Below are 20994 nucleotides of genomic sequence, written 5' to 3'. Positions count from 1 at the left end.
AACAGGTACTTATAACAACGCCCCAAGCTCGACCTGGATCTTCAGCATCGCCGGCAGGCAGCGTTCGACCATGTCTTCCAGCTTCATGCGGGCGGCATGCACGCTGATGTTCATCGCCGCCACCACCTCGCCGCGGAAATTGCGCACCGGCACCGACATGGTGCGCAAGCCCAGCTCCAGCTCCTGGTCCACCAGCGCATAGCCCTGCTCGCGCGCGCGGGCGATTTCCAGCGCCAGCCGGTCGCGGTCGGTGATGGTGTGGGTCGTAATGGCTTCGGCTTGCGTGCGGGACAGGATATCCAGCATCTCCGCATGCGGCAGGCTGGCCAGCAGCATGCGTCCATTGGCGGTGCAGTAGGCCGGCACGCGGGTGCCCGGCTGCAGCGTGGTCGATACCAGTTGCCCGGCGCTGACCGCGGCTACGCAGACCAGTTGGTCATGGTCGAGTACGCCGCAGGAGGCGGCCTCGCCCAGCGAATAGGCCAGCCGGTACAGCAACGGCTGCACGATGCGCGGCAGGCGCGCCGAATGCAGGTAGGACTGGCCCAGCCGCAATACCGTCGGCGTGAGCGAAAAGGTCTTGTTGTCATGCCGCATATACCCCAGGTGGGTCAGCGTGATCAGGTAACGGCGCGCCGCGGCGCGCGTGAGCCCCGTCAATTGCGCGACTTCGGCGATGGTCAGGCGCGAACGCTCCTGGTCGAACGCCTCGATCACCTGCAGTCCCTTCTCCAGCCCCGCCACCAGGTCGCGTTTGAGCGGCTCGCCGGCTTCGGCATCTTCATCGATTGAATGCATGGCACACAGAAAAACAAGGATTTGTGCGATTCTCGCACAATACGGGCGAATACCGAATATTGTGCACTGCTCCGCCCTTGTTAGCCCGGTTTCGCTTGCCTAAGATCAGCTCACCCCGAAAGACGGCGCGCAGATCGCACAAGCGCTGCTGCGCCATCCGCCGAACCGTCAAACCAGCTAAGAGAGGAGACCTCATGCAATTCGATGCCATCGCACCCGGCGTCTATCCGGACCTGATCTATCCCCCCTACAAATCCACCGTCAAGCGCGGCCCGACGCAAGCCCCGCTGCGCGTGCGCGACGCCGCGGCCACCGGCACCAACCTGTTCGCCTCGCCCAAGCTGATCCTGCCGCACGACATGGACCTGACCAAGCAAGGCGCGGGCGAACCGCTGGGCGAAAAGATCGTCGTCACCGGCCGCGTGCTCGACGAGGACGGCAAGCCGGTGCGCGACTCGCTGCTGGAAGTCTGGCAATGCAACGCCGCCGGCCGCTACTGGCACAAAAAGGACCAGCACGACGCGCCGCTGGATCCCAACTTCACCGGCTTCGGCAAGATGCTCACCGACGGCGACGGCCGCTACCGCTTCGTCACCATCAAGCCCGGCCCGTACCCCTGGGGCAACCACCACAAGGCATGGCGCCCGGCGCACATCCACTTCTCGCTGTTCGGCAACGTCTACGCGCAGCGCCTGGTCACGCAGATGTACTTCCCCAGCGACCCGCTGTTCGACTACGACCCGATCTTCCAGAGCATCAGCGACGTGGCGGCCCGCCAGCGCCTGATCTCGCGCTTCTCGCTGGAAGAAACGGTGGACGACAAGATGCTCGGCTACGAATTCGACATCGTCCTGCGCGGCCGCAACGCCACGCCGATGGGCCTCTGAACAACCAGGTAACAAGGGATACAGCATGAGCAAGCTCGACATCACCACTTCGCAAACCATCGGTCCGTTCCCGCATGAAGCCTGGGCCTGGGCCGTGAAACTCACCGCCGGCGTCGACAGCGCGGCGCCGCAGGTACGCGTGCACGGCGCCATCATCGACGGCGACGGCATCCCCATCAACGACGCCTGGGCCGAGGCCTGGCTGCCCGGCAGCGCCGCGGCCGAATCCGCGCACGCCATCCCCGGCTATCGCCGCGTGCCGACCGACGAGAACGGCGCTTTCACTTTCTCGATCTCTCAGCCGCAGGCGCCGGCCGGCCAACCGGTGGCTTACGTGACGGTATTCGCGCGCGGCCTGGTCAAGCACCAGTTCACCGCGGTGTTCCTGGAAGACGACCCGGCGCTGGCGCAGTCGGCCCTGCTGGAACAGGTGCCGGCCGAGCGCCGCGGCACGCTGATCGCGCGCAAGCAGGCCGATGGCAGCTACCTGTGGAACATCCACATGCAAGGCGAACGCGAAACGGTATTCTTCGACTACACCTGATCGCTGCAACACAGCCATCGCGGGATCCGCAGGTTTGCGCCTGCCGGATCCCTTCAGCGTTTCACCCTGTGGAGTTTCCATGAGCGTTTCGATATTCGACAGCTTCCTCACCACCTCGGAGATGATCAAGGTCTTCGACGACGAGACCATCGTGCAAGCCATGTTCCGCTTCGAAGAAGCGCTGGCCGAGGCCGAGGCCGCCGAGGGCGTGATTCCCGAGGCCGCCGCGCGCGCCATCGCCAGCGTCTGCAAGGCGCAGCTGTATGACATCCCGGCCCTGATCGTGGCCGGGCGCCGCGCCGGCGCGCTGGCCATTCCGCTGGTCAAGGAACTGACCCGCACGGTCGCTCTGTACAGCCAGGAAGCCGCGACCCACGTGCATTGGGGCAGCACCAGCCAGGACGTGCTCGACACCGCCATGGTGCTGGCCACGCGCGAGGCGATGAAACTGGTCGACACCGAACTGGCCGCGCTGGCGCAGCAACTGCTGGACCTGGCGCAACGCCATCTCGATACACCGGTGCTGGCGCGCACCCTGATGCAACCGGCCCAGGTCACCAGCTTCGGCTTCAAGCTGGCCGGCTGGGCCGCGCCGCTGGTGCGCTCGCGCGCGCAATTGCATGAACTCGGCCAACGCGCACTGCAATTGCAGCTGGGCGGCGCGGTCGGCACGCTGTCGGTGCTGGGCGAACGCGGCCCGGCGGTCGCCCGCCGCATGGCCGATACGCTCGGCCTGAAAGCCCCTGACGCCGCCTGGCATACGCAACGCGACGAGTGGGTGCGGCTCGGCACCGAAATGGCGGTGTTGGCCGGCAGCCTGGGCAAGATCGCCACCGACCTGTCGCTGATGGCGCAAGGCGAGATCGCCGAACTGGCCGAACCATCGGGCAACGGCCGCGGCGGTTCCTCGGCCATGCCGCACAAGCGCAATCCGGTGTCTTCCATGATCACCCTGGCCGCGGCCGCGCGCGCGCCGCACCAGGCGGCGGCGCTGCTGGGCGCGATGGCGCAGCAGCACGAACGCGGCCTGGGCAACTGGCAAGCCGAGCTGGCCGAATGGCCGACGCTGTTCCTGGGCGTGCACGGCGCCCTGCGCGCGCTCAACGAAGCGTTCGCCGGGCTGGTAGTGGACGAAGTCCGCATGCTGCGCAACATCGACGCGCTGCAAGGGCTGGTGTTCGCGGAATCGGCCTCGATCCACCTGGCCGGCGCCATCGGCCGCCCCGCCGCGCATGCGCTGCTGGAGAAGCTGACGCGCCAGACAGTCGAACAAGGCAAGCATCTGGCCGAGGTGCTGGTCGCCGCGGTGGAAGCCGACGGCGGCCTGCGCAAGCAAATCGACATCGCGGCGCTGCGCACCCTGTTCGATCCCGTGCTGGCCACCCGGCCGGCGCGCCGGCTGGCCGAACATCAACTGCAGCAATTACAGACCCAATTCAAATCCATCCCGACAACGACCAAGAGGCAAGCATGAGCTACGATCCCCTCGACCATGATTTCGAACGCGGCATGCGCAACCGGCGCAGCGTGCTGGGCGACCAATGGGTCGACCGTTCGGTCGCCAACGCCACCAATTTCAACGCCGATTTCCAGAACCTGATCACCCGCTTCGCCTGGAACGAGATTTGGGGCCGCCCCGGCCTGGACCACAAGACCCGCCGCATCATCGTGCTGGCCATCACCATCGCGCTGGGCCGCTGGGAAGAGTTCGAGCTGCACGTGCGCGCCGGCCTGACCAGCAAGGAGGGCACCGGCCTGACTCCTGACGAGATGAAGGAAGTCCTGATCCAGTCCGCCATCTATGCCGGCGTGCCGGCGGCCAATACGGCATTCACCCACGCGCAGAAAATCCTGCGCGAAATCAGCGCCGACATCGGCTACCAGGTCGAGCCGCAGCGCCCGGCCGACAGCAGCCATCCCGGCATCGGCAAGGAAGGCCGCACCGCGTCTTCCCCTGCGCTGCACTACAGCGTGCGCGAGCCGCGCAACGGCCGTGCTCCGCGCCACACCGTCGTGCTTTCGCACGCCATCGGCGCCGACCTGATGATGTGGGACGGGCTGGCCAACCAGCTGGCCGCCGACTGCCGCGTAATCGCCTACGACCACCGCGGCCATGGCAGCTCGGAAAAGGCGGATGGCTTGTACTCAATGGCCGACCTGGCCGACGACGCCGCGCGCATGCTGCGCGAACTCGATACCGGCCCGGTGGTGTGGGTAGGCTTGTCGATGGGTGGCATGGTGGGTCAGGAACTGGCATTGCGCCATCCCGGCCTGGTGCGTGCGCTGGTGCTGGCAAACACCACCTCCGCCTATCCCGACGCCGCGCGCGAAGCCTGGCAGCAGCGCATCGCCACGGTGCGCGAACAGGGCATCGAAGCGATCGCCGATGCCGTCATGGGCCGCTACTTCCATGACGCCTTCCGCGCCGGACATGCCGCCACGGTGGCGCGCTTCCGCGAACGCCTGACCAGCACCGATGCGCTGGGCTACATCGGCTGCTGCAATGCCGTGGGCACCGTCGACACCACGGCGCGCCTGGGCCAGATCAAGGCACGCACGCTGGTGATCGCCGGCGAATTGGACCAGGGCACACCCATTGCGATGGCGGAAACGCTGGCCAATGGCATTGAGGGAGCGCAGCTGGAAGTCATCAACGGCGCTTCGCACATCAGCGCGGTGGAACAGCCGCAGGCGTTTGCCGAACTGGTCACGCGTTTCCTGGCGCAGATCTGAAACGCCCGGCGCTATCCTGCATAAAAAAAATCCCGGCTGCGAGGCCGGGATTTTTTTTGAAGGCCGCGCTTGCCGGCTTCAGACGCCAGGATCCCTGACCTTGTCCACCTTGTCGAACTCGATGTTGTAGAACTCGCCGCCCTTCTGCTCGGCGCGGCGCATGTAGACCGTCTGCACGATGTCGCGCGTGGCCGCATCGATGCTGACCGGGCCGCGCACGCTGTCCCAGCTCATGCCCTTCATCGCCGCCAGCAGTTTTTCGCCGTCGGTGTCGCCATTGGTCTTCTTCAACGCCTCATACAGCAGGTGCATGCCGTCATAGGCGCCGACCGAATGGAAATTGGCGCGCATGCCCTTGTTCATCCTGGCGATGCCTTCCACGTATTCCTTGTTGGCCGGCGACGGATGCGCGGCCGAATAGTGGTGGCTGCTGACCACGTCCTTGGAGGCGGCGCCGATGCTGGGCATCAGGTCGTCATCCAGCACGTCGCCGGTACAGATCAGGCGGATGCCCGCGGCCGCCAGGCCGCGTTCGGTAAATTGCTTGAGCACGGCCGCGCCTTCGCCCGAAGGCACGAAAACGAACAGGGCTTCCGGCTTGGCATCCTTCACACGCTGCAGGAAGGGCGCGTAGTCGGGATTGCGCAGCGGCACGCGCAGGCTTTCCAGCACCTTGCCGCCGGCTTCGCCGAAGGTCTTGGCGAACACCTTCTCGGCATCCAGCCCCGGGCCGTAGTCGGTGACGAAGGTCACCACGCTCTTGATGCCGTTCTTCGCCGCCCAGCCGGCCAGCGGCGCGGTAACCTGGGCCAGCGTGAAGCCGGTGCGCACGATGTAGGGCGAACGCTGGGGGATGATGGAGGTCGCGGCGGCGGTGACGATCATCGGCACCTTGGCTTGCGTGGCGATGGGCGCGGCCGATAGCGCCAGCGGCGTCAGGCCGAAACCCATCAGCACCTGCGCCTTGTCGCGCGTGATCAACTCCTGCGCCAGGCGCTTGGTGACGTCGGGAGAAACGCCGCCATCATCCTTGAGCAGGATCTCGACCTTGCGCCCGGCCACGCTGTCACCGTATTTCTGCTGGTACAGCTTCACGGCGGCCTCGATCTGGCGGCCAGTGGAAGCGAACGGGCCGGACATCGGCACGATCAGGCCGACCTTGACCGGATCGGCTGCCATGGCCGCCAACGGCATGGCGCCGGCAGCCATGGCGGCGCCGGCCAGCACCAGATGGCGGCGGCGCGAATTGATGGTGTCGTTCATTGCATCTCCTCTCTTGGTTTTTATGGGGTCAGACATCCAGCACAAGCAACGCGCTCCTGGCGCGGGAACAGCAAGGGGTGAACTGGTCGTTGGCGGCGCGTTCCTCGTCGGTGAGGTAGAGGTCGCGATGCTCGGGCTCGCCCTCCAGCACGCGCGTGAGGCAAGTGCCGCACACGCCCTGTTCGCAGGACACCGGCAACTCGACGCCATGCTCGGCCAGCACCTGGATCACGGTGCGGCCGACGGGAACAGTGAACACCTGGCCGCTGCTGGCCAGCTTGACGTCGAACGGCGCATCGCCAGCGCTGTCGCCTGCGGAAGGCGCCGCGCCAAAGTATTCGAAATGCACGTTGGCGGCAGGCCAGCCAATAGCCTTCGCGGTGTCGACGACGTGCCCGATAAAGCCGGACGGCCCGCAGACATAGATATGCGTATCGACATCGGGGACGGCAATCAGGCCTGTCAGATCGAGCTTCTGCCCGGGCTCGCCATCATCGTAGTGGTAAGTAACGCGGCCGGCGAACGCCGATTGCGCGATACGCTCGCGGAACGCGGTGCGCGCCGGGGAACGCGCGCAATAGTGCATGTCGAATTCGGCGCCGTCCGCAGCCAGCCGTTCGGCCATGCACAGGATGGGCGTGACGCCGATGCCGCCGGCCAGCAGCAGCGTGCGCCGCGCCTGCACCAGCGGGAAATGGTTGCGCGGTTCGCTGATGGAAATGACGTCGCCAGGCCGCACGGCCTCATGCACCGCCGCCGACCCGCCGCGCGAATTGGGATCGCGCAGCACGCCGATCTGGTAACGGTGGCTTTCATGCGGAGGATTGCACAAGGAGTATTGGCGCACCAGCCCGCCGGGCAGGTGGACATCGATATGCGAACCGGCCGAGAACGGCGGCAGCGGCTTGCCGTCGGCCGCCGCCAGTTCCAGGCTGACGATGCCTTCGGCCTCTTCACGGCGCGCCGTGACCTTGACTTGCAGTTGGCTCATGGCCGTTCCTTCACGCCGCCGGAGCCGACGAGGCTTGCGCCTCCCTGGCCAGCCATTTGTCGAGAACGCGGCGCGACTGCACGCCGCCGGCGTCGATGTTCAAGGACAGCAGGCGGCGCTCCGGGTGCTTCAGCAGGTTGGCCTGCTGCATCTCCAGCATCTGGCGGTCTTCGCCGAAGATCTTGCCCTGCCCTTCGCGGATGGTGGCGGTCAGCTCCTTGTCCTCGGGACGGAAATTGCGCGCCATGCCCCAGAAATACCAGTGCGAGGTTTCCGTCTCGGGGGTGATGAAATCGACCACGATGCTCGATGCCTTGTGCTGCGGATCGGCGTCATAGCCGCCCTTGCCTGCGTGCGCCACGCCGACCTCGATCATCACGTGGCTGGGTGGCGAGAAGCGGCAGATCTGCCAGCGGTCCACCGGCACGTCGTCGGCCAGGCCGTTGCCGCGCAAGGCCATGCGCCAGAACGGCGGCGCCATGATGTTCTCCATGAAACGGCTGGTGACCACCTGCTCGCCCTCGACCTTGGTATTGACCGGCGCTTCGTCGATCTCCTTCTGGCCGATGCTGGAAGCATGGACATAGGTCTCGTGGGTCAGGTCCATCAGGTTGTCGATCATCAGGCGGTAGTCGCAATTGATGTGATAGAGGCCGCCGCCGTAAGCCCACTCCGGGCTCACGGCCCATTCGAAGTGGTGGATCTGCGTCGGGTCGGCCAACTCCTTGTCGCCCGGCCAGACCCAGATGAAGCCGTAACGCTCCACCACCGGAAAGCTGCGGATGCACGGAAAACCGCGCACGCGCTGGCCGGGCATGCCGACCGGCTTGCCATCGCAGCCCATCTCCAGGCCGTGGTATCCGCACACCAGCTGGCCGTCGCGCACGAAGCCCAGCGACAGGGGCGCGCCGCGGTGCGGGCAAAAGTCTTCCACCGCCGCCACTTTCCCTTCGGCGCCGCGGTAGAACACGATCTTTTCGCCGCAGATCTGGCGACCCAGCGGCTTGCCTTCGATTTCATCGGGGGTACATGCGACGTACCAGGTATTTTTCGGGAACATGCCGTTCTCCTCCTTGGGTGAATTCCTCAATGGGCGCGCATCGGAATCTCACGGTCGCCGTCACCGGGCGACAACGCGTCTTCCTGCTCCTGCCGATGTCCGGCGCGCCATGCTTGCTGTTCTTGTTCCGCAGTCCGTGATCGATCCGGATGCTGTCGGGTCTCTGTTTTTTTGATTTAATATTCAGTACACTGAATGTTTGAAAAAGTATCCGCCAATCCGCGCCGCAAGTAAACTCGGACGACAAACTTTTTGTTGCGCACCGCACCAAACTTGCCACGGGTACAAGGCCGCGCGCTACACTGCCGGCCGCACCCCAGGCAAATGACCTAACCTGCTCATCAGCGACTTCCACCATGTCCAGAAACAGCGCGAAGAAAAACCAGCCGCCAGCCGAAAGCCAGCTGGTGGACCTGTACGAGCATCCCGGCCACTTGCTGCGCCGGGCCCAGCAGATATCGGTCTCGATGTTCCATGACGAAATCGAAGGCGTGGTCACGCCGGTGCAATACGCCATCCTGCGCATGCTCTCCAACCATCCCGGCATCGACCAGGTGACGCTGTCCGGCCTGGTGGCGATCGACACCTCGACCGGCGCCACCGTCTGCGCGCGGCTGGAGGAAAAAGGCTTGCTGGTGCGCGAAGTGATCCCGCACAACCGGCGCCAGCGCGCGCTGCGCATCACCGCCGCGGGCGAGCAATTGCTGGAACAACTGATTCCCGGTCTGCAACGGCTGCGCAAGCGCATCCTCGAACCGCTGGACGAAGGCGAGAAGGAACAGTTCATGTACCTGCTCGACAAACTGGTGCACATCAACAACCCGCAAAGCCGGGCGCCGCTGGCCAAGCTCAAGGACGGCCAGGGCGAGGAAGAATAAGCCGGGCTCAGGCCGAGAACATCTCGGCGATCACGGCGCGCAGCCAGGCATTGCCGCCATCCTTGTGGTACTTGCGGTGCCAATGCTGCCGCAGGTCGAAGGGTGGAATCTCGAACGGCGGCTCCACCAGCTTGATGTTGGAGAATTGCGCGAAGGACTCGCCCACCGCGCGCGGCACGGTAGCGATCAGGTCGGACGAGGCGATCAGGAATGGAATCGACATGAAGTGCGGCGTCGACAGCACGATGCGGCGCTGTATCTTCCGGCGTATCAGGAACTGTTCGAACAACTCCTGGCTGCGCCCTTCCGCCTTGATCACCGCGTGTCCCATCTGCAGGAACTGTTCAATGCTGATCTTGCGCGAACGATGCGGATGGTCGGCGCTAAGCAGGCAGATGAAGTCGTGCGAGAACAACCGTTGCTGGAAGAAATTGCGGTTCTTCAGGTCGGGGAAATAACCCACCGCCAGATCGACCTCGCCATTCTCCAGCGCCGCCGACAATTCCAGCGGCGCCATCGACAATGACAAGATGGATGCCTGCGGCGCATCGCGCCGCAAACGGTCCAGCAACTTCGGCAGGAAGGTCATCTCACCGATATCCGACAGCGCGATGGTAAAGCGCCGCGTGGTGCTGGCTGGATTGAAGGTTTCGCTGGCCAGGACATCGGTATGGAGCCGCTGCATGATGTCGCGCGTGGGGCTGATCAACGTCAGCGCGCGCGGCGTCGGCTCCATGCCATGCGCGGTGCGCACGAACAGCGGATCGCCCAGCGCCAGCCTCAGCTTGTTGAGCGCCACGCTCACCGCCGGCTGGCTCATATCCAGCTTGCGCGCCGCGCCGCTGACGCTGCGCTCCTCGAAGATCGCCAGCGCGATCGGCAGCAGGTTCAGGTCGAACGATGCCATGCCTCCTCCTTTTTTCCATGTATCCAAGCCGCAGAGTGCCATGCCAAGCTTGCATATTAAATTTGAAAATCGAATAAATATTATTCTGAAAATTCTATTTTCAAATAATTTCGCTTCGGTATGATCGATCGGCATCGGGATGCATCAATAAAAAACAAGCACCCGCATCGGCACGGCATCCGCAGCCGGCCGCCATGACAATCAACGAGGAGACACCATGCGACACACCAGGCTTGCAGGGACAGGCATCGCCTTGCGTTTCACCACCACCTGCGCCGCCGCGCTGGCCACACTGGCGACGCTGGCCTGGCAACCCGGCGCGCAAGCCGCCAATGCCCCCGACACCATCCGCATCGGCGTGATTACCTCGCTGACCGGCCCGGCCGCGCAAAGCGGCGAACAGATGAAGGCCGGCGTGGATACCTGGCTGCGCCTGCATGGCGCCACCATCGCCGGAAAGAAACTGGAAGTGCTCTACAAGGACGACACCGGCCCGCAGGCCGATGTCGCCAAGCGGCTTGCCACTGAATTGCTGGGCCGCGAGAATGCCGACATCGTGGCCGGCTTCGTGTTCACGCCCAACGCCATGGCCGCCGCCGCGGTGGCCGACAAGGCGAAGAAACCGATGGTGGTGATGAACGCCGCCTCTTCCGCCGTCACCACCAAGTCCCCCTACATCACGCGCACCTCGTACACCATCGCGCAATCGGTCAAGCCGCTGGCAGAGTGGGCCTACAAGACCGGCTCGCGCCGGGTCTTCTCCATCGTTTCCGACTACGCGCCGGGCCTGGATGCCGACGCCTGGTTCAGCAAGACCTTCACCGCCCTGGGCGGCACCGTGACCTCGTCGGTGCGGGTGCCGCTGAACACGGTCGACTACAGCGCCTACATCCAGCGCATCAAGGATGAGAAGCCCGACGCCATCCATGTGTTCCTGCCCAACGGCCAGCCCATGGTGTCCTTCATCAAGGCCTACAAGGAGAAGGGCCTGGACAAGGCCGGCATCCGCTTCCTGGGCGGCGAAGGCTGGGCCGACGAGGATGTGCTGGGCATGGGCGGCGACGCCATGCTGGGCATCTACACCGCGGGCTTCTACGCCTATTCGCGCCCCGGCGCCGACAACGCCAGGTTCCTCGATGCGTTCGCCCAGACCGTGGGCGGACGCTTCAAGCCGAACTTCCTGTCGGTCTCGGCCTATGACGCCATGGGCCTGATCGCCGGCGCGCTGGCCAAGACCGGCGGCAAGGCCGACGGCGCCGCCTTCATGGAAGCGGTCAAGGGCTACAGCGCCGCCAGCCCGCGCGGCACCGTCGCCATCGACGCCGCCACGCGCGATATCGTGCAGAGCATCTATATCCGCCGCATCGACAAAAAGGACGGCAAATACATCGCCACCGAGATCGACCGCTATGACTCTGTCAAGGATCCGGCCAAGTAGGCCCGCAGGAATCAACCAAGCAAGGAGTCCATCATGTTTCCGCTCAATCAATGGTATGTCGCCGGCTTCGCCTGGGAATTGCAGGACAAGCCGCTGGCCCGCACATTGCTCAACCATCCCGTGGTGATGTTCCGCGGCCCCGACGGCGCCGTCGCCGCGCTCGAAGACCGCTGCTGCCACCGCAGCGTGCCGCTGTCTTGCGGCATGCTGGAAAACGGCGGCATCCGTTGCGGCTACCATGGGCTGTTGTACGCGCCCAGCGGCCAATGCGTCGAAATCCCGGGCCAACTGAAAATACCGGGCAAGGCCTGCGTCAAGTCCTACCAGGTCGCCGTGCGCAACCAGATCATCTGGATCTGGCTGGGCGAAGGGGTCGCGGGAGAACCGCCCGAGATCGCCGCCCACGACAACCCGCGCTATCGCTACAAGGGCGGCGCTTTCCACTACCAGGCGCCCTACCAGTTGATCCACGACAACCTGCTCGACCTTAGCCACGTCGGCTACGTGCACACCAAGACCATCGGCGGCAACGCGAAGACGCACATGGAAGCGCCTACCCAGGTTAGCAGCGACGGACAACACGTGCGCGTAGTGCGCAGGATGCCGGCATCGCAACCGCCGGCCACCTACAGTGCGGCGTGGCCGTTCAAGGGGCTGATCGACCGCTGGCAGGAAATCGACTTCCACGTCAGCCACCTCAACATCTTTACCGGCGCGGTTGATGCCGGGACGGAATCGCTCGACGATCCGCAACGCGGCGGTTTCCATATGCGCGGCTTCCACGGCATTACCCCGGAGACCGAGACCACTTCGCACTACTTCTGGACCATGGCCTGCTCCACCCATCCGGATGCGCCCGACAACCTGGAAACGGTCTACCAGCAAACCGCCGCGACCTTCGAGGAAGACCGCGTGATCATCGAAGCGCAATATCGCAACATGCGCCGGTTCCCCGGCGCAGGCATGATCGACATCCACGTCGACGCCGGCGCCAACCGCGCGCGCCGCATCATCGACGCGCTGAACGCACAGGTACAGCAAGCCGCCTGAACTGCCGGCCGGAGCGGCATGCCTCGGCCGGCTTCCCGATCTCTTTTCACTCACCGCTCCGGCCGCCTCCAGGCGACCGGCGGCCATGCACATCCATGAATGTCATCATTACTTCCATTACCGACGACGGTACGGGCATCCGTATCTTCGAACTGACCGGCGCCGGCGGCGTACCGCTGCCGCCTTATGCGCCCGGTTCCCATATCGACGTCACGCTGGGCAATGGCCTGGTGCGCCAATATTCCCTCTGCTGCCGGCAGCCCTCGCCCGCGTCCTACCGCATTGCCGTCAAACGCGAACCGGTTTCGCGCGGCGGCTCGGCCTGGCTGCATGAGACAGCGGCAACCGGCGACATCTTGCAGATCGGCGCGCCGCGCAATGCCTTCGGACTGGCCACCGGCGCCGGCCCGCACCTGTTGCTGGCCGGCGGCATCGGCATCACGCCGCTGCTGTCCATGGCGCATGCGCTGACGCGCCGGGGCGAGGATTTCCGCCTGGCCTGCTTCGCCCGCGATGATGCGTCGTTGGCATTTCGCCACGAGTTGCAGGATTCGATATTGAGAGCGCACGTCAGTCTTCATACAGGACTGGATGTGCCGCAGACTTCCGCCGCCATCGCCGCCCTGCTGTCCGGCTTCGCCGGCGCCCAGGTCTATACCTGCGGCCCGGCTCCCTTCATGGCTGCCGTCGCCGAACAAGCGACCGCCCGTTTCGGCGCGGCCTGCTTCCATCAGGAATCGTTCAACGCACCGCAGCCCTCAGCCAGCGATGCACCATTTTTACTGCGGTTGAAAGATGGACGCGAAATCAGCGTAGCAGCGGATCGCTCCGCCCTGTCCTGTTTGCACGAAGCCGGCGTGGATATACCCTGCTCCTGTGAAGTCGGCGTGTGCGGCACGTGCCAGACTGCCTTGCTAGACGGCCAGGCCGATCACCGGGACAGCTTCTTAAGCGAGGAGGAAAAGGCCTCGGGGAAATGGTTCATGCCCTGCGTGTCTCGGGCCAAGTCTGCGGTGCTGGAAATCGATCTGTAACGCCAGCGATGACAAAGAAAAACGGAGGCCACTGCCTCCGTTTTTCCTTGCTGCATGACAGTACGCCTCAAGCCACCGCCACCAATCGGTCCAGCTTATCGCCGTCGGCCATCAGGCTCTCGCTGTCGGACTCGTGCACGATGCGCCCGCGGTCCAGCACGATGGCGCGCTGGGTCAGCGACAGCGCCATGCGCGCGTGCTGCTCCACCACGATCACCGACATGCCGTTCTCGCTGACCAGGCAGCGGATCACCTTCAGCAGTTCCTGCACGATGATCGGCGCCAGGCCTTCCATCGGTTCGTCCAGCAACAGGATGCGCGGACTCACCATCAGCGCGCGGGCGATCGCCAGCATCTGCTGTTCGCCGCCGGAGAGCTGGTTGCCCATGTTGCCGCGGCGCTCCTGCAGGCGCGGGAAGATGTCGTAGATCTTCTTCAGGTTCCATTCGCCGCCGCGTTCGACCACGCTCAGGTGTTCCTCCACGGTCAGCGAGGGGAACATGAAGCGCTCCTGCGGCACCCAGCCCAGGCCGGCATGGGCGCGCTTGTGGGTGGGCACGCGCACGATGTCGGCGCCGCGCCAGCGGATGCTGCCGCGATGCAGGCGGGTCAGGCCCATCAGCGTGACCAGCAGGCTGGTCTTGCCGACGCCGTTGCGCCCCAGCAGCGCCAGGCTTTCGCCTTCCCGCATGGCGAAGGACACGTCTTCCAATACGATCGACTCGCCGTAGCCGGCGGTCACCTTGTCGAGCGCCAGCAGCTCACTCATGTTCGGCCTCCCCCAGATAGACTTCCTTGACCCGCTTGTCGGCGGCGATTTCGGCCGGCGTGCCTTCCACCAGCACCTTGCCGCCCACCAGCACGGTGATGCGTTCGGCGAAGCGGAACACCAGGCCCATGTCGTGTTCGATGAAGACGATGGTGACGTCGCGCGGCAATTGCGCGATCACCTCGAACAGTTCGCGGCTCTCCGCCGAAGGAATGCCGGCGGCCGGCTCGTCCAGCAGCAGCACCTTGGGCTTGGTAGCCAGCGCCAGCGCGATCTCGACCAGGCGCTGCTTGCCGTAGGCCAGGCTGCGGGTGATGCTGTTGGCTTCGCCGTCGAGCTTGAGCGATGCCAGCAGCGCCATCGCCTCGTCGATCACGTCGCCTTGCTGCGCCACGGTCTGGTACCACTTGTATTGCATGCCGCGCCGTTCCTGGATCGCCAGCACCACCGACTCCAGCACGGTGAGGCCGGCGAACAGGGTGTTGATCTGGAAGGTGCGCGTCATGCCGCGCTTGACGCGCTCGTGCTGCGGCAAGGCGGTGATGTCGTCGCCGCCGAACCAGACCTTGCCGCTGCTGGGCGCGAAGCCGCCGGTGAGCAGGTTGATGAAGGTGGTCTTGCCGGCGCCGTTGGGGCCGATCAGCGCATGGCGCGCGCCCGGCGCGAAGCTCAGCGACACCTCGCTGTTGGCCACGAAGGCGCCCCAGCGCTTGGTCAGGCCTTCGGTGCGCAGCGTGGTATCTGCACTTTGGATTGCGGTGCTCATGCGCGGCCTCCCTTGAAGAACTTGTCGCGCAGCGCCGCCAGCCCGCCCAGCAGGCCGCCGCGGGCGAACAGCACGATGACGATCAGCAGCAGGCCGATCCAGAATTGCCAGTAGGCCGGATTCAGGCCGGACAGGTAATCCTGCGCCAGCATGTAGACCACGGCGCCGACCAGCCCGCCATACAGGCGGCCGGTGCCGCCCAGCACCAGGATGATCAGCAGCTCCGCCGAGCGCGGGAAGCCCAGCACGTCGAGGCCGACGAATTGGGTGGTCTGCGCCAGCAAGGCGCCGGCCACACCGGCGACCGCGGCGGCCACGGTAAAGATGGCCACCAGCCGGCGGCTGACATCGGCGCCGATGGCGGGCATGCGGCGGCCGCCTTCGCGGATGCCTTTCAGGCCCAGGCCGAACGGCGAATTCACCATGCGGCGCAACAGCACGAACAGGATGAACAGCACCACGAAGCTGTAGACGTAGGCCACCTTGCCGTTGAGGTCGAATTCGAACAGGCCGAAGATCTTGTCCATCGCCATGCCCGACAGGCCATCCACGCCGCCGGTGATGAAGGCCGCCTTGTTGGCCGCCTCGAACAGCATCAGGCCGATGCCCAGCGTCACCATCAGGCGCGTCAGGTCGCCGCCGCGCACCACCAAAAAGCTGACCAGGAAACCGGCCGCGGCCGCCGCCACACCGCCCAGCAGCAGGCCGCTGATCGGCTCGCCCCAGCCGTGCGCGGCCAGCAGGCCGGCGGTGTAGGCGCCCACGCCGAAGAAGGCCGCATGGCCGAGCGAGACGATGCCGGCATAGCCCAGGATCAGGTCCAGCGACAACGCGAACAGGCCGACGATCATGATCTGGCTGATCAGGATCAGGTAGTCCGGAAAGACGAAGTAAGCGGCCACAGGCAGCAGCCAGAAGATGATTTCCAACGGCGTCCAGCGGCCGTTGGGCAGGCGTAGCGAAGGCTTCATGGTCGGGCCCTGGGTAGTTGCCGAGGAACCGGCCGCGCGTTCCGGATGCGGCCGGGTGGAAGTGACGGTATTCATCCGCGCCTCCTGACCAGACCGGCCGGGAACAGGATCAGCAGCACCACCATCAGGCCGTAGATGACGAAGGCGCCGATCTGCGGCACATAGTATTTGCCGGCCACGTCGAACACGCCCAGGATGATCGCCGCCAGCAGCGGCCCCTTGATGGTGCCGGCTCCGCCGACCGCCACCACGAGCAGGAAGTACACCATGTACTTGACCGGGAAGGTAGGATCCAGGCCCAGCACGTCGATGCCCAGGCCGCCGCCCAGCCCGGCCAGGCCGGAGCCGAGCGCGAAGGTCAGGCTGAATACCCGGCTGACGTTGATGCCCAGGCCGGCCGCGGCCACCTGGTTGTCAACCGAGGCGCGGATCTGCGCGCCGAAACGGGTACGCTCGATCAGCAGGCCCAGCGCCGCCGTCACCAGCACCACGACGCCGATCAGGAACAGGCGGTAGGCGCCGACGTCCAGGCCGAGCAGGGAAACCTGCCCGCGCAGCCAGTCAGGCAGCACCACCGGCTGCTGGGTCGGGCCCCACATCCAGGTGGCGCCGGCCACCGCCATGAAGGTCAGGCCGATGGAGAACAGCACCTGGTCCAGGTGGCTGGCCTTGTACAGGCGGCGATACAGCGAACGCTCCAGCACCAGGCCGACCGCGGCCGCGGCCAGGAAGGCCAGCGGCAACGATGCCAGGAACGGTACGCCCATGCGGTTGAGCAGAGTCACGCAGACATAGCCGCCCAGCATGGCGAAGGCGCCGTGCGCCAGGTTGATGAAGTTCATCATGCCCATCGTCACCGACAGGCCGACGCTGATCAGGAACAGCAGGCTGCCGTAGGCGATGCCGTCGAACAATACGCCGAAGAGGTTGCCGATCATGGCTGCCTCCCGTTCCGGCGCTGCCGCCGTGCGCCCGTTGCGGGCGTGAAATGACAATGCGTGCACATTTGCTGCAGGTCTCCTCTTCTGCACTTGCGCCGCTCTTTTTTCCGGCGGCTCGTCATTGGATATTTTTTGTATTGGTGCTTCCTGGTACTTCCTTGTACGTCTTCCCGGCGGCGCTGCCCACGCGCGGCGCCGCCGGTTGACGTCAGACCCGCTCGATCACCATCGCGATGCCCTGCCCCACGCCGATACACATGGTGCACAGCGCGTAGCGGCCGCCGGTGCGCTGCAGCTGGTAGGCCGCGGTCGTCACCAGGCGCGCGCCGCTCATGCCCAGCGGGTGGCCCAGCGCGATGGCGCCGCCGTTGGGATTGACGCGCGCATCGTCGTCGGCCACGCCCAGCTCGCGCAACACCGCCAGTCCTTGCGAGGCGAAGGCTTCGTTCAGTTCGATCACATCCATCTGGTCGATGGTGAGGCCCAGCTGCGCCAGCAGTTTCTTGCTGGCCGGCGCCGGGCCGATGCCCATGATGCGCGGCGCCACGCCGGCGGCGGCCATGCCGAGGATACGCGCCTTCGGTTTCAGGCCGTATTTTTCCACCGCTTCGGCGCTGGCCAACAGCAAGGCGCAGGCGCCGTCGTTCACGCCCGAGGCATTGCCGGCCGTGACCGTGCCATCGGGGCGCACCACGCCCTTCAGCTTGGCCAATGCCTCCATGCTGGTGGCGCGCGGATGCTCATCCTGCAAAACAGTAACCGGATCGCCCTTCTTCTGCGGGATCACCACCGGCACGATCTCCTGCGCCAGGGTGCCGTTCTTCTGCGCTTCGGCCGCCTTGGCCTGGCTGTTCACGGCGAACTTGTCCTGGTCGAGGCGATTGACCTTGTAGTCGTCGGCCACGTTCTCCGCCGTCTCCGGCATGGCGTCGACGCCGTATTGCTCTTTCATCAGGCGATTGACGAAGCGCCAGCCGATGGTGGTGTCCTGGATGGTCGCGTTGCGGGAGAAGGCGCTCTCCGCCTTGCCCATCACGAACGGCGCACGCGTCATCGATTCCACGCCGCCGGCGATCATCAGTTGCGCTTCGCCCGACTTGATGGCGCGCGCGGCGGTGCCGACCGCGTCCATACCCGAACCGCACAGGCGGTTGATGGTGGAGCCGGACACTTCCTTGGGCAAGCCGGCCAGCAGCAGCGACATGCGCGCCACGTTGCGGTTGTCTTCGCCGGCCTGGTTGGCGCAGCCGTAGATCACGTCGTCCACCGCGCTCCAGTCGACCTGCGGATTGCGCTCCATCAGGGCGCGCAGCGGCACCGCGCCGAGGTCGTCGGCGCGCACGTCCTTCAAGGCGCCGCCGAAACGGCCGATCGGGGTGCGGATGGCGTCGCAGATAAATACGTCTTTCATGGCTTCCTCATGGTTCCGATGCTATTCCGATGCAACTCAAGCCGCCGGCAGCAGCGGCGCACCGGTCAGCTTTTGCAATTCTTCGAAGGACAGGCCGTCGACGATCTCGCGCACCTGCAATCCCTGCGGCGTGACGTCGATCACGGCCAGGTCGGTATAGATGCGGTTGACGCAGCCGATGCCGGTCAGCGGATAGGTGCATTGTCCGACAATCTTGCTTTCGCCGTTCTTGGTCTGGTGTTCCATCATCACGAACACCTGCTTGGCGCCGATGGCCAGGTCCATCGCGCCGCCGACGGCGGGGATTGCGTCCGGCGCGCCGGTGTGCCAGTTGGCCAGGTCGCCGCCGGCCGACACCTGGAACGCGCCCAGCACGCAAATGTCGAGGTGGCCGCCGCGCATCATCGCAAACGAGTCGCCGTGATGGAAGTAGGAACCGCCGGTCAGCAGCGTCACCGGCTGCTTGCCGGCATTGATCAGGTCTTCATCCTCCTCGCCAGGCGCCGGCGCCGGGCCCATGCCGAGCAGGCCGTTTTCGCTGTGCAGGAAGATTTCCTTGTCGGCAGGCAGGTAATTGGCGACCTTGGTCGGCAGGCCGATGCCGAGGTTCACATATGCGCCCTCGGGGATATCTTGCGCGACGCGCGCGGCGATCTGGTCGCGGGAAAAACGGTTCATTGCTGTGCCTCCTTGGTTTGCACGACCCGTTGCACGAAGATGCCCGGCGTGACGATGGCTTCCGGATCGAGCTGCCCCAGCTCCACCACTTCGCTGACCTGGGCGATGGCGCACTTGGCGGCCATGGCCATGATCGGCCCGAAGTTGCGCGCGGTCTTGCGGTACACCAGGTTGCCCCAGCGGTCGCCGCGCAGCGCCTTGATCAGCGCGAAGTCGGCGTGGATCGGCGACTCCAGCACGTAGTTGCGGCCGTTGATGACGCGCGTTTCCTTGCCTTCGGCCAGCATGGTGCCGTAGCCGGTGGGGCTGAAGAAGCCGCCGATGCCGGCGCCGGCGGCGCGGATGCGTTCGGCCAGGTTGCCTTGGGGCGTGAGCTCCAGCTCGATCTCGCCGGCGCGGTAGAGCGCGTCGAACACATGGGAATCGGCCTGGCGCGGGAAGGAGCAGATGATCTTCTTCACCCGCTTGGTCTTGAGCAGCGCGGCCAGGCCGGTGTCGCCGTTGCCGGCATTGTTGTTGACGATGGTCAGGTCACGCGCGCCCTGGGCGATCAGCGCATCGATCAGCGCGGCCGGCATGCCGGCATTGCCGAAGCCGCCGATCATGATGGTGGCGCCGTCATGGATGTCGGCCACCGCCTGTTCCAAAGACTCAAAAGTTTTATCGATCACGTTGCACTCTCTTTTGTTGCCGCAGTTCGAGCGGCAGATGCATGAATCCGATGCCCAAGCCGCCTGCATGGCTCGTCCCGGCGCTGTCTCCAGTGGTTTTTATTATCGTCACAGGGTAGCTTTATTCGCCCCTGTTTTGTTCGATAAACGAACTAATGTTTGTTTTTCGCACAAAAAGAGTTTAGCGATCCGGTTTGGCCGCCGTCAAGAAAAACTCGCCGGATGTGTTCGTTTGCCGCACATGCGTTTAAAATCTTCGCGTAGCCGTGCCGACCTGACAACATCCGACCGTTATCGCAAACCGATCGAATATGCCGACCACTCCAGCCCCGAAGGCCCGCAAAACCACTCCCGCCAGCACCGGCAAGACCAGGGCCAAGCCCAAGGAAGCCGTTGAAGAACGCGAACTGACCATCGCCGAGGAAATCGACGCCCTCACCGATCCCAGCTTCATGACCTCGCTGGCGCGCGGGCTGGCGGTGATCCGCGCCTTCAGCGATTCGCGCCGCAGCCTGACCATCGCCCAGATCAGCCAGAAGACCGGCATTCCGCGCGCGGCCGTGCGGCGCTGCTTGCATACGCTCAAGCAACTGGGCTATGCCGACTCCGAAGTCAACAACTTCTCGCTGCGCCCGAAGATCCTGACGCTGGGCTACTCCTATCTGTCATCGACGCCGCTGACGGTTTCCGCCCAGCCCTACCTCAACAACATCAGCCGCACGCTGGGCGAATCCTGCTCGCTGGCCGTGCTGGACGACAATGAAGTACTGTACGTGGCGCGCTCGGCCGCCTCGCGCGTGATGTCGGTGGCGCTCAACACCGGCAGCCGCCTGCCGGCCTACTGCACCTCTCTGGGACGCGTCATGCTGTCCCACCTGCCGGATGACCAGCTGAAAGCCTATTTCGAAAAGGTAAAGCTGCGCGCCCTGACCGACAAGACCGTGGTCTCGCAAAAACGCCTGCGGGAAATCCTGGCCGGCGTGCGTGAAGCGGGCTACGCCATCATCGACGAGGAACTGGAAGTGGGCCTGCGTTCCATCGCCGTGCCGGTGCGCGGCGCCTCCGGCAATGTGCTGGCCGCGCTCAACGTCGGCGCGCAAGCCGCGCGCGTATCGCGGCGCCAGATGGAAGAAGAGATCCTGCCGGTGCTGCTGCGCGGCGCCCAGGAACTGTCGGTGCTGCTGCCCTGAGCGTTATCCGCTTC

22 protein-coding genes are annotated in these 20994 nt (G+C 65.2%); 10 read left to right on the top strand and 12 right to left on the bottom strand.

Features of this window, described 5'->3' with window-relative positions:
• Positions 1 to 9: 9 nt before the first annotated feature.
• The gene (locus J7548_RS08415; protein ID WP_290973091.1) at positions 10 to 798 is read right to left on the bottom strand and encodes an IclR family transcriptional regulator C-terminal domain-containing protein; all 789 of its coding nucleotides are present in this window, start codon (positions 796 to 798) and stop codon (positions 10 to 12) included.
• 194 nt (positions 799 to 992) lie between these two features.
• On the opposite strand from J7548_RS08415, the gene pcaH reads away from it, so the two are divergent.
• From pcaH to J7548_RS08395, 4 genes are all read left to right on the top strand, one after another.
• On the top strand, positions 993 to 1685 hold the full coding sequence (gene pcaH, locus J7548_RS08410; protein WP_290973088.1) for a protocatechuate 3,4-dioxygenase subunit beta: 693 nt from the start codon (positions 993 to 995) through the stop codon (positions 1683 to 1685).
• A gap of 25 nt (positions 1686 to 1710) precedes the next feature.
• On the top strand, positions 1711 to 2229 hold the full coding sequence (locus J7548_RS08405) for a protocatechuate 3,4-dioxygenase (protein ID WP_290973086.1): 519 nt from the start codon (positions 1711 to 1713) through the stop codon (positions 2227 to 2229).
• 79 nt (positions 2230 to 2308) lie between these two features.
• Positions 2309 to 3703, top strand: a complete 1395-nt coding sequence (pcaB, locus tag J7548_RS08400; protein ID WP_290973083.1) for a 3-carboxy-cis,cis-muconate cycloisomerase — start codon at positions 2309 to 2311, stop codon at positions 3701 to 3703.
• Positions 3700 to 4962: an alpha/beta fold hydrolase gene (locus tag J7548_RS08395; RefSeq protein ID WP_290973078.1), complete on the top strand. Its 1263-nt coding sequence runs from the start codon at positions 3700 to 3702 to the stop codon at positions 4960 to 4962. The genes pcaB and J7548_RS08395 overlap by 4 nt, the downstream gene beginning before the upstream one ends.
• A 78-nt stretch (positions 4963 to 5040) precedes the next feature.
• On the opposite strand, the gene J7548_RS08390 is transcribed toward J7548_RS08395, so the two are convergent.
• From J7548_RS08390 to J7548_RS08380, 3 genes are read right to left on the bottom strand one after another with little or no spacing between them, the layout of a single operon-like run.
• On the bottom strand, positions 5041 to 6225 hold the full coding sequence (locus J7548_RS08390; RefSeq protein ID WP_290973076.1) for an ABC transporter substrate-binding protein: 1185 nt from the start codon (positions 6223 to 6225) through the stop codon (positions 5041 to 5043).
• A 28-nt stretch (positions 6226 to 6253) separates the two neighbouring features.
• Positions 6254 to 7216, bottom strand: coding sequence for a PDR/VanB family oxidoreductase (locus J7548_RS08385; RefSeq protein ID WP_290973073.1), 963 nt, complete (start codon positions 7214 to 7216; stop codon positions 6254 to 6256).
• 10 nt (positions 7217 to 7226) lie between these two features.
• Positions 7227 to 8276, bottom strand: coding sequence for an aromatic ring-hydroxylating dioxygenase subunit alpha (locus J7548_RS08380; RefSeq protein ID WP_290973071.1), 1050 nt, complete (start codon positions 8274 to 8276; stop codon positions 7227 to 7229).
• Positions 8277 to 8632: 356 nt separating this feature from the next.
• On the opposite strand from J7548_RS08380, the gene J7548_RS08375 reads away from it, so the two are divergent.
• Positions 8633 to 9154 carry a MarR family transcriptional regulator gene (locus J7548_RS08375; RefSeq protein WP_290973068.1) on the top strand — a complete coding sequence of 174 codons (522 nt, stop codon included), beginning with the start codon at positions 8633 to 8635 and terminating at the stop codon, positions 9152 to 9154.
• 7 nt (positions 9155 to 9161) lie between these two features.
• Here the strand turns inward: J7548_RS08375 and J7548_RS08370 are convergent, their stop codons facing one another.
• On the bottom strand, positions 9162 to 10061 hold the full coding sequence (locus J7548_RS08370; protein WP_290973065.1) for a LysR family transcriptional regulator: 900 nt from the start codon (positions 10059 to 10061) through the stop codon (positions 9162 to 9164).
• Between the two features lie 217 nt (positions 10062 to 10278).
• Between J7548_RS08370 and J7548_RS08365 the strand changes: the two genes are divergently transcribed.
• The 3 genes from J7548_RS08365 to J7548_RS08355 all read left to right on the top strand — a co-directional run bounded on the left by J7548_RS08365 (position 10279) and on the right by J7548_RS08355 (position 13583).
• On the top strand, positions 10279 to 11499 hold the full coding sequence (locus J7548_RS08365; RefSeq protein ID WP_290973062.1) for an ABC transporter substrate-binding protein: 1221 nt from the start codon (positions 10279 to 10281) through the stop codon (positions 11497 to 11499).
• Positions 11500 to 11532: 33 nt separating this feature from the next.
• The gene (locus J7548_RS08360; RefSeq protein ID WP_290973059.1) at positions 11533 to 12549 is read left to right on the top strand and encodes an aromatic ring-hydroxylating dioxygenase subunit alpha; all 1017 of its coding nucleotides are present in this window, start codon (positions 11533 to 11535) and stop codon (positions 12547 to 12549) included.
• A gap of 95 nt (positions 12550 to 12644) precedes the next feature.
• On the top strand, positions 12645 to 13583 hold the full coding sequence (locus J7548_RS08355) for a PDR/VanB family oxidoreductase (RefSeq protein WP_290973057.1): 939 nt from the start codon (positions 12645 to 12647) through the stop codon (positions 13581 to 13583).
• 67 nt (positions 13584 to 13650) lie between these two features.
• On the opposite strand, the gene J7548_RS08350 is transcribed toward J7548_RS08355, so the two are convergent.
• The 7 genes from J7548_RS08350 to J7548_RS08320 form a co-directional block, all read right to left on the bottom strand.
• The gene (locus J7548_RS08350; protein WP_290973054.1) at positions 13651 to 14352 is read right to left on the bottom strand and encodes an ABC transporter ATP-binding protein; all 702 of its coding nucleotides are present in this window, start codon (positions 14350 to 14352) and stop codon (positions 13651 to 13653) included.
• Positions 14345 to 15118: an ABC transporter ATP-binding protein gene (locus tag J7548_RS08345; protein WP_290973051.1), complete on the bottom strand. Its 774-nt coding sequence runs from the start codon at positions 15116 to 15118 to the stop codon at positions 14345 to 14347. The genes J7548_RS08350 and J7548_RS08345 overlap by 8 nt, the downstream gene beginning before the upstream one ends.
• A complete protein-coding gene (locus J7548_RS08340; RefSeq protein ID WP_290973048.1) occupies positions 15115 to 16164 on the bottom strand; it encodes a branched-chain amino acid ABC transporter permease in 1050 nt (349 codons plus the stop codon). The genes J7548_RS08345 and J7548_RS08340 overlap by 4 nt, the downstream gene beginning before the upstream one ends.
• Positions 16161 to 17027 (bottom strand): branched-chain amino acid ABC transporter permease, encoded by an 867-nt coding sequence (locus J7548_RS08335; protein ID WP_290973045.1) that lies wholly within the window; start codon positions 17025 to 17027, stop codon positions 16161 to 16163. The genes J7548_RS08340 and J7548_RS08335 overlap by 4 nt, the downstream gene beginning before the upstream one ends.
• 211 nt (positions 17028 to 17238) lie before the next feature.
• The gene (gene pcaF, locus J7548_RS08330; protein WP_290973042.1) at positions 17239 to 18441 is read right to left on the bottom strand and encodes a 3-oxoadipyl-CoA thiolase; all 1203 of its coding nucleotides are present in this window, start codon (positions 18439 to 18441) and stop codon (positions 17239 to 17241) included.
• A 36-nt stretch (positions 18442 to 18477) separates the two neighbouring features.
• Entirely contained in the window at positions 18478 to 19119 is a 642-nt protein-coding gene (locus tag J7548_RS08325) for a CoA transferase subunit B (protein ID WP_290973039.1), read from the bottom strand.
• On the bottom strand, positions 19116 to 19790 hold the full coding sequence (locus tag J7548_RS08320; RefSeq protein ID WP_290973037.1) for a 3-oxoacid CoA-transferase subunit A: 675 nt from the start codon (positions 19788 to 19790) through the stop codon (positions 19116 to 19118). The genes J7548_RS08325 and J7548_RS08320 overlap by 4 nt, the downstream gene beginning before the upstream one ends.
• Between J7548_RS08320 and J7548_RS08315 the strand changes: the two genes are divergently transcribed.
• Positions 19744 to 20187 carry a hypothetical protein gene (locus J7548_RS08315; protein ID WP_290973364.1) on the top strand — a complete coding sequence of 148 codons (444 nt, stop codon included), beginning with the start codon at positions 19744 to 19746 and terminating at the stop codon, positions 20185 to 20187. The genes J7548_RS08320 and J7548_RS08315 overlap by 47 nt on opposite strands.
• Complete coding sequence (locus tag J7548_RS08310; protein WP_290973035.1) at positions 20102 to 20980, top strand: IclR family transcriptional regulator C-terminal domain-containing protein; 879 nt, start codon at positions 20102 to 20104, stop codon at positions 20978 to 20980. Before J7548_RS08315 ends, J7548_RS08310 begins: the two co-directional genes overlap by 86 nt.
• Positions 20981 to 20994 lie beyond the last annotated feature (14 nt).

It is taken from the genome of Herbaspirillum sp. (genome assembly GCF_017744395.1).
Taxonomy (GTDB): Bacteria; Pseudomonadota; Gammaproteobacteria; order Burkholderiales; family Burkholderiaceae_D; genus Herbaspirillum.
Note: the sequence above shows the minus strand (reverse complement) of the source record. Positions and strands in the feature narration are given on the sequence as shown.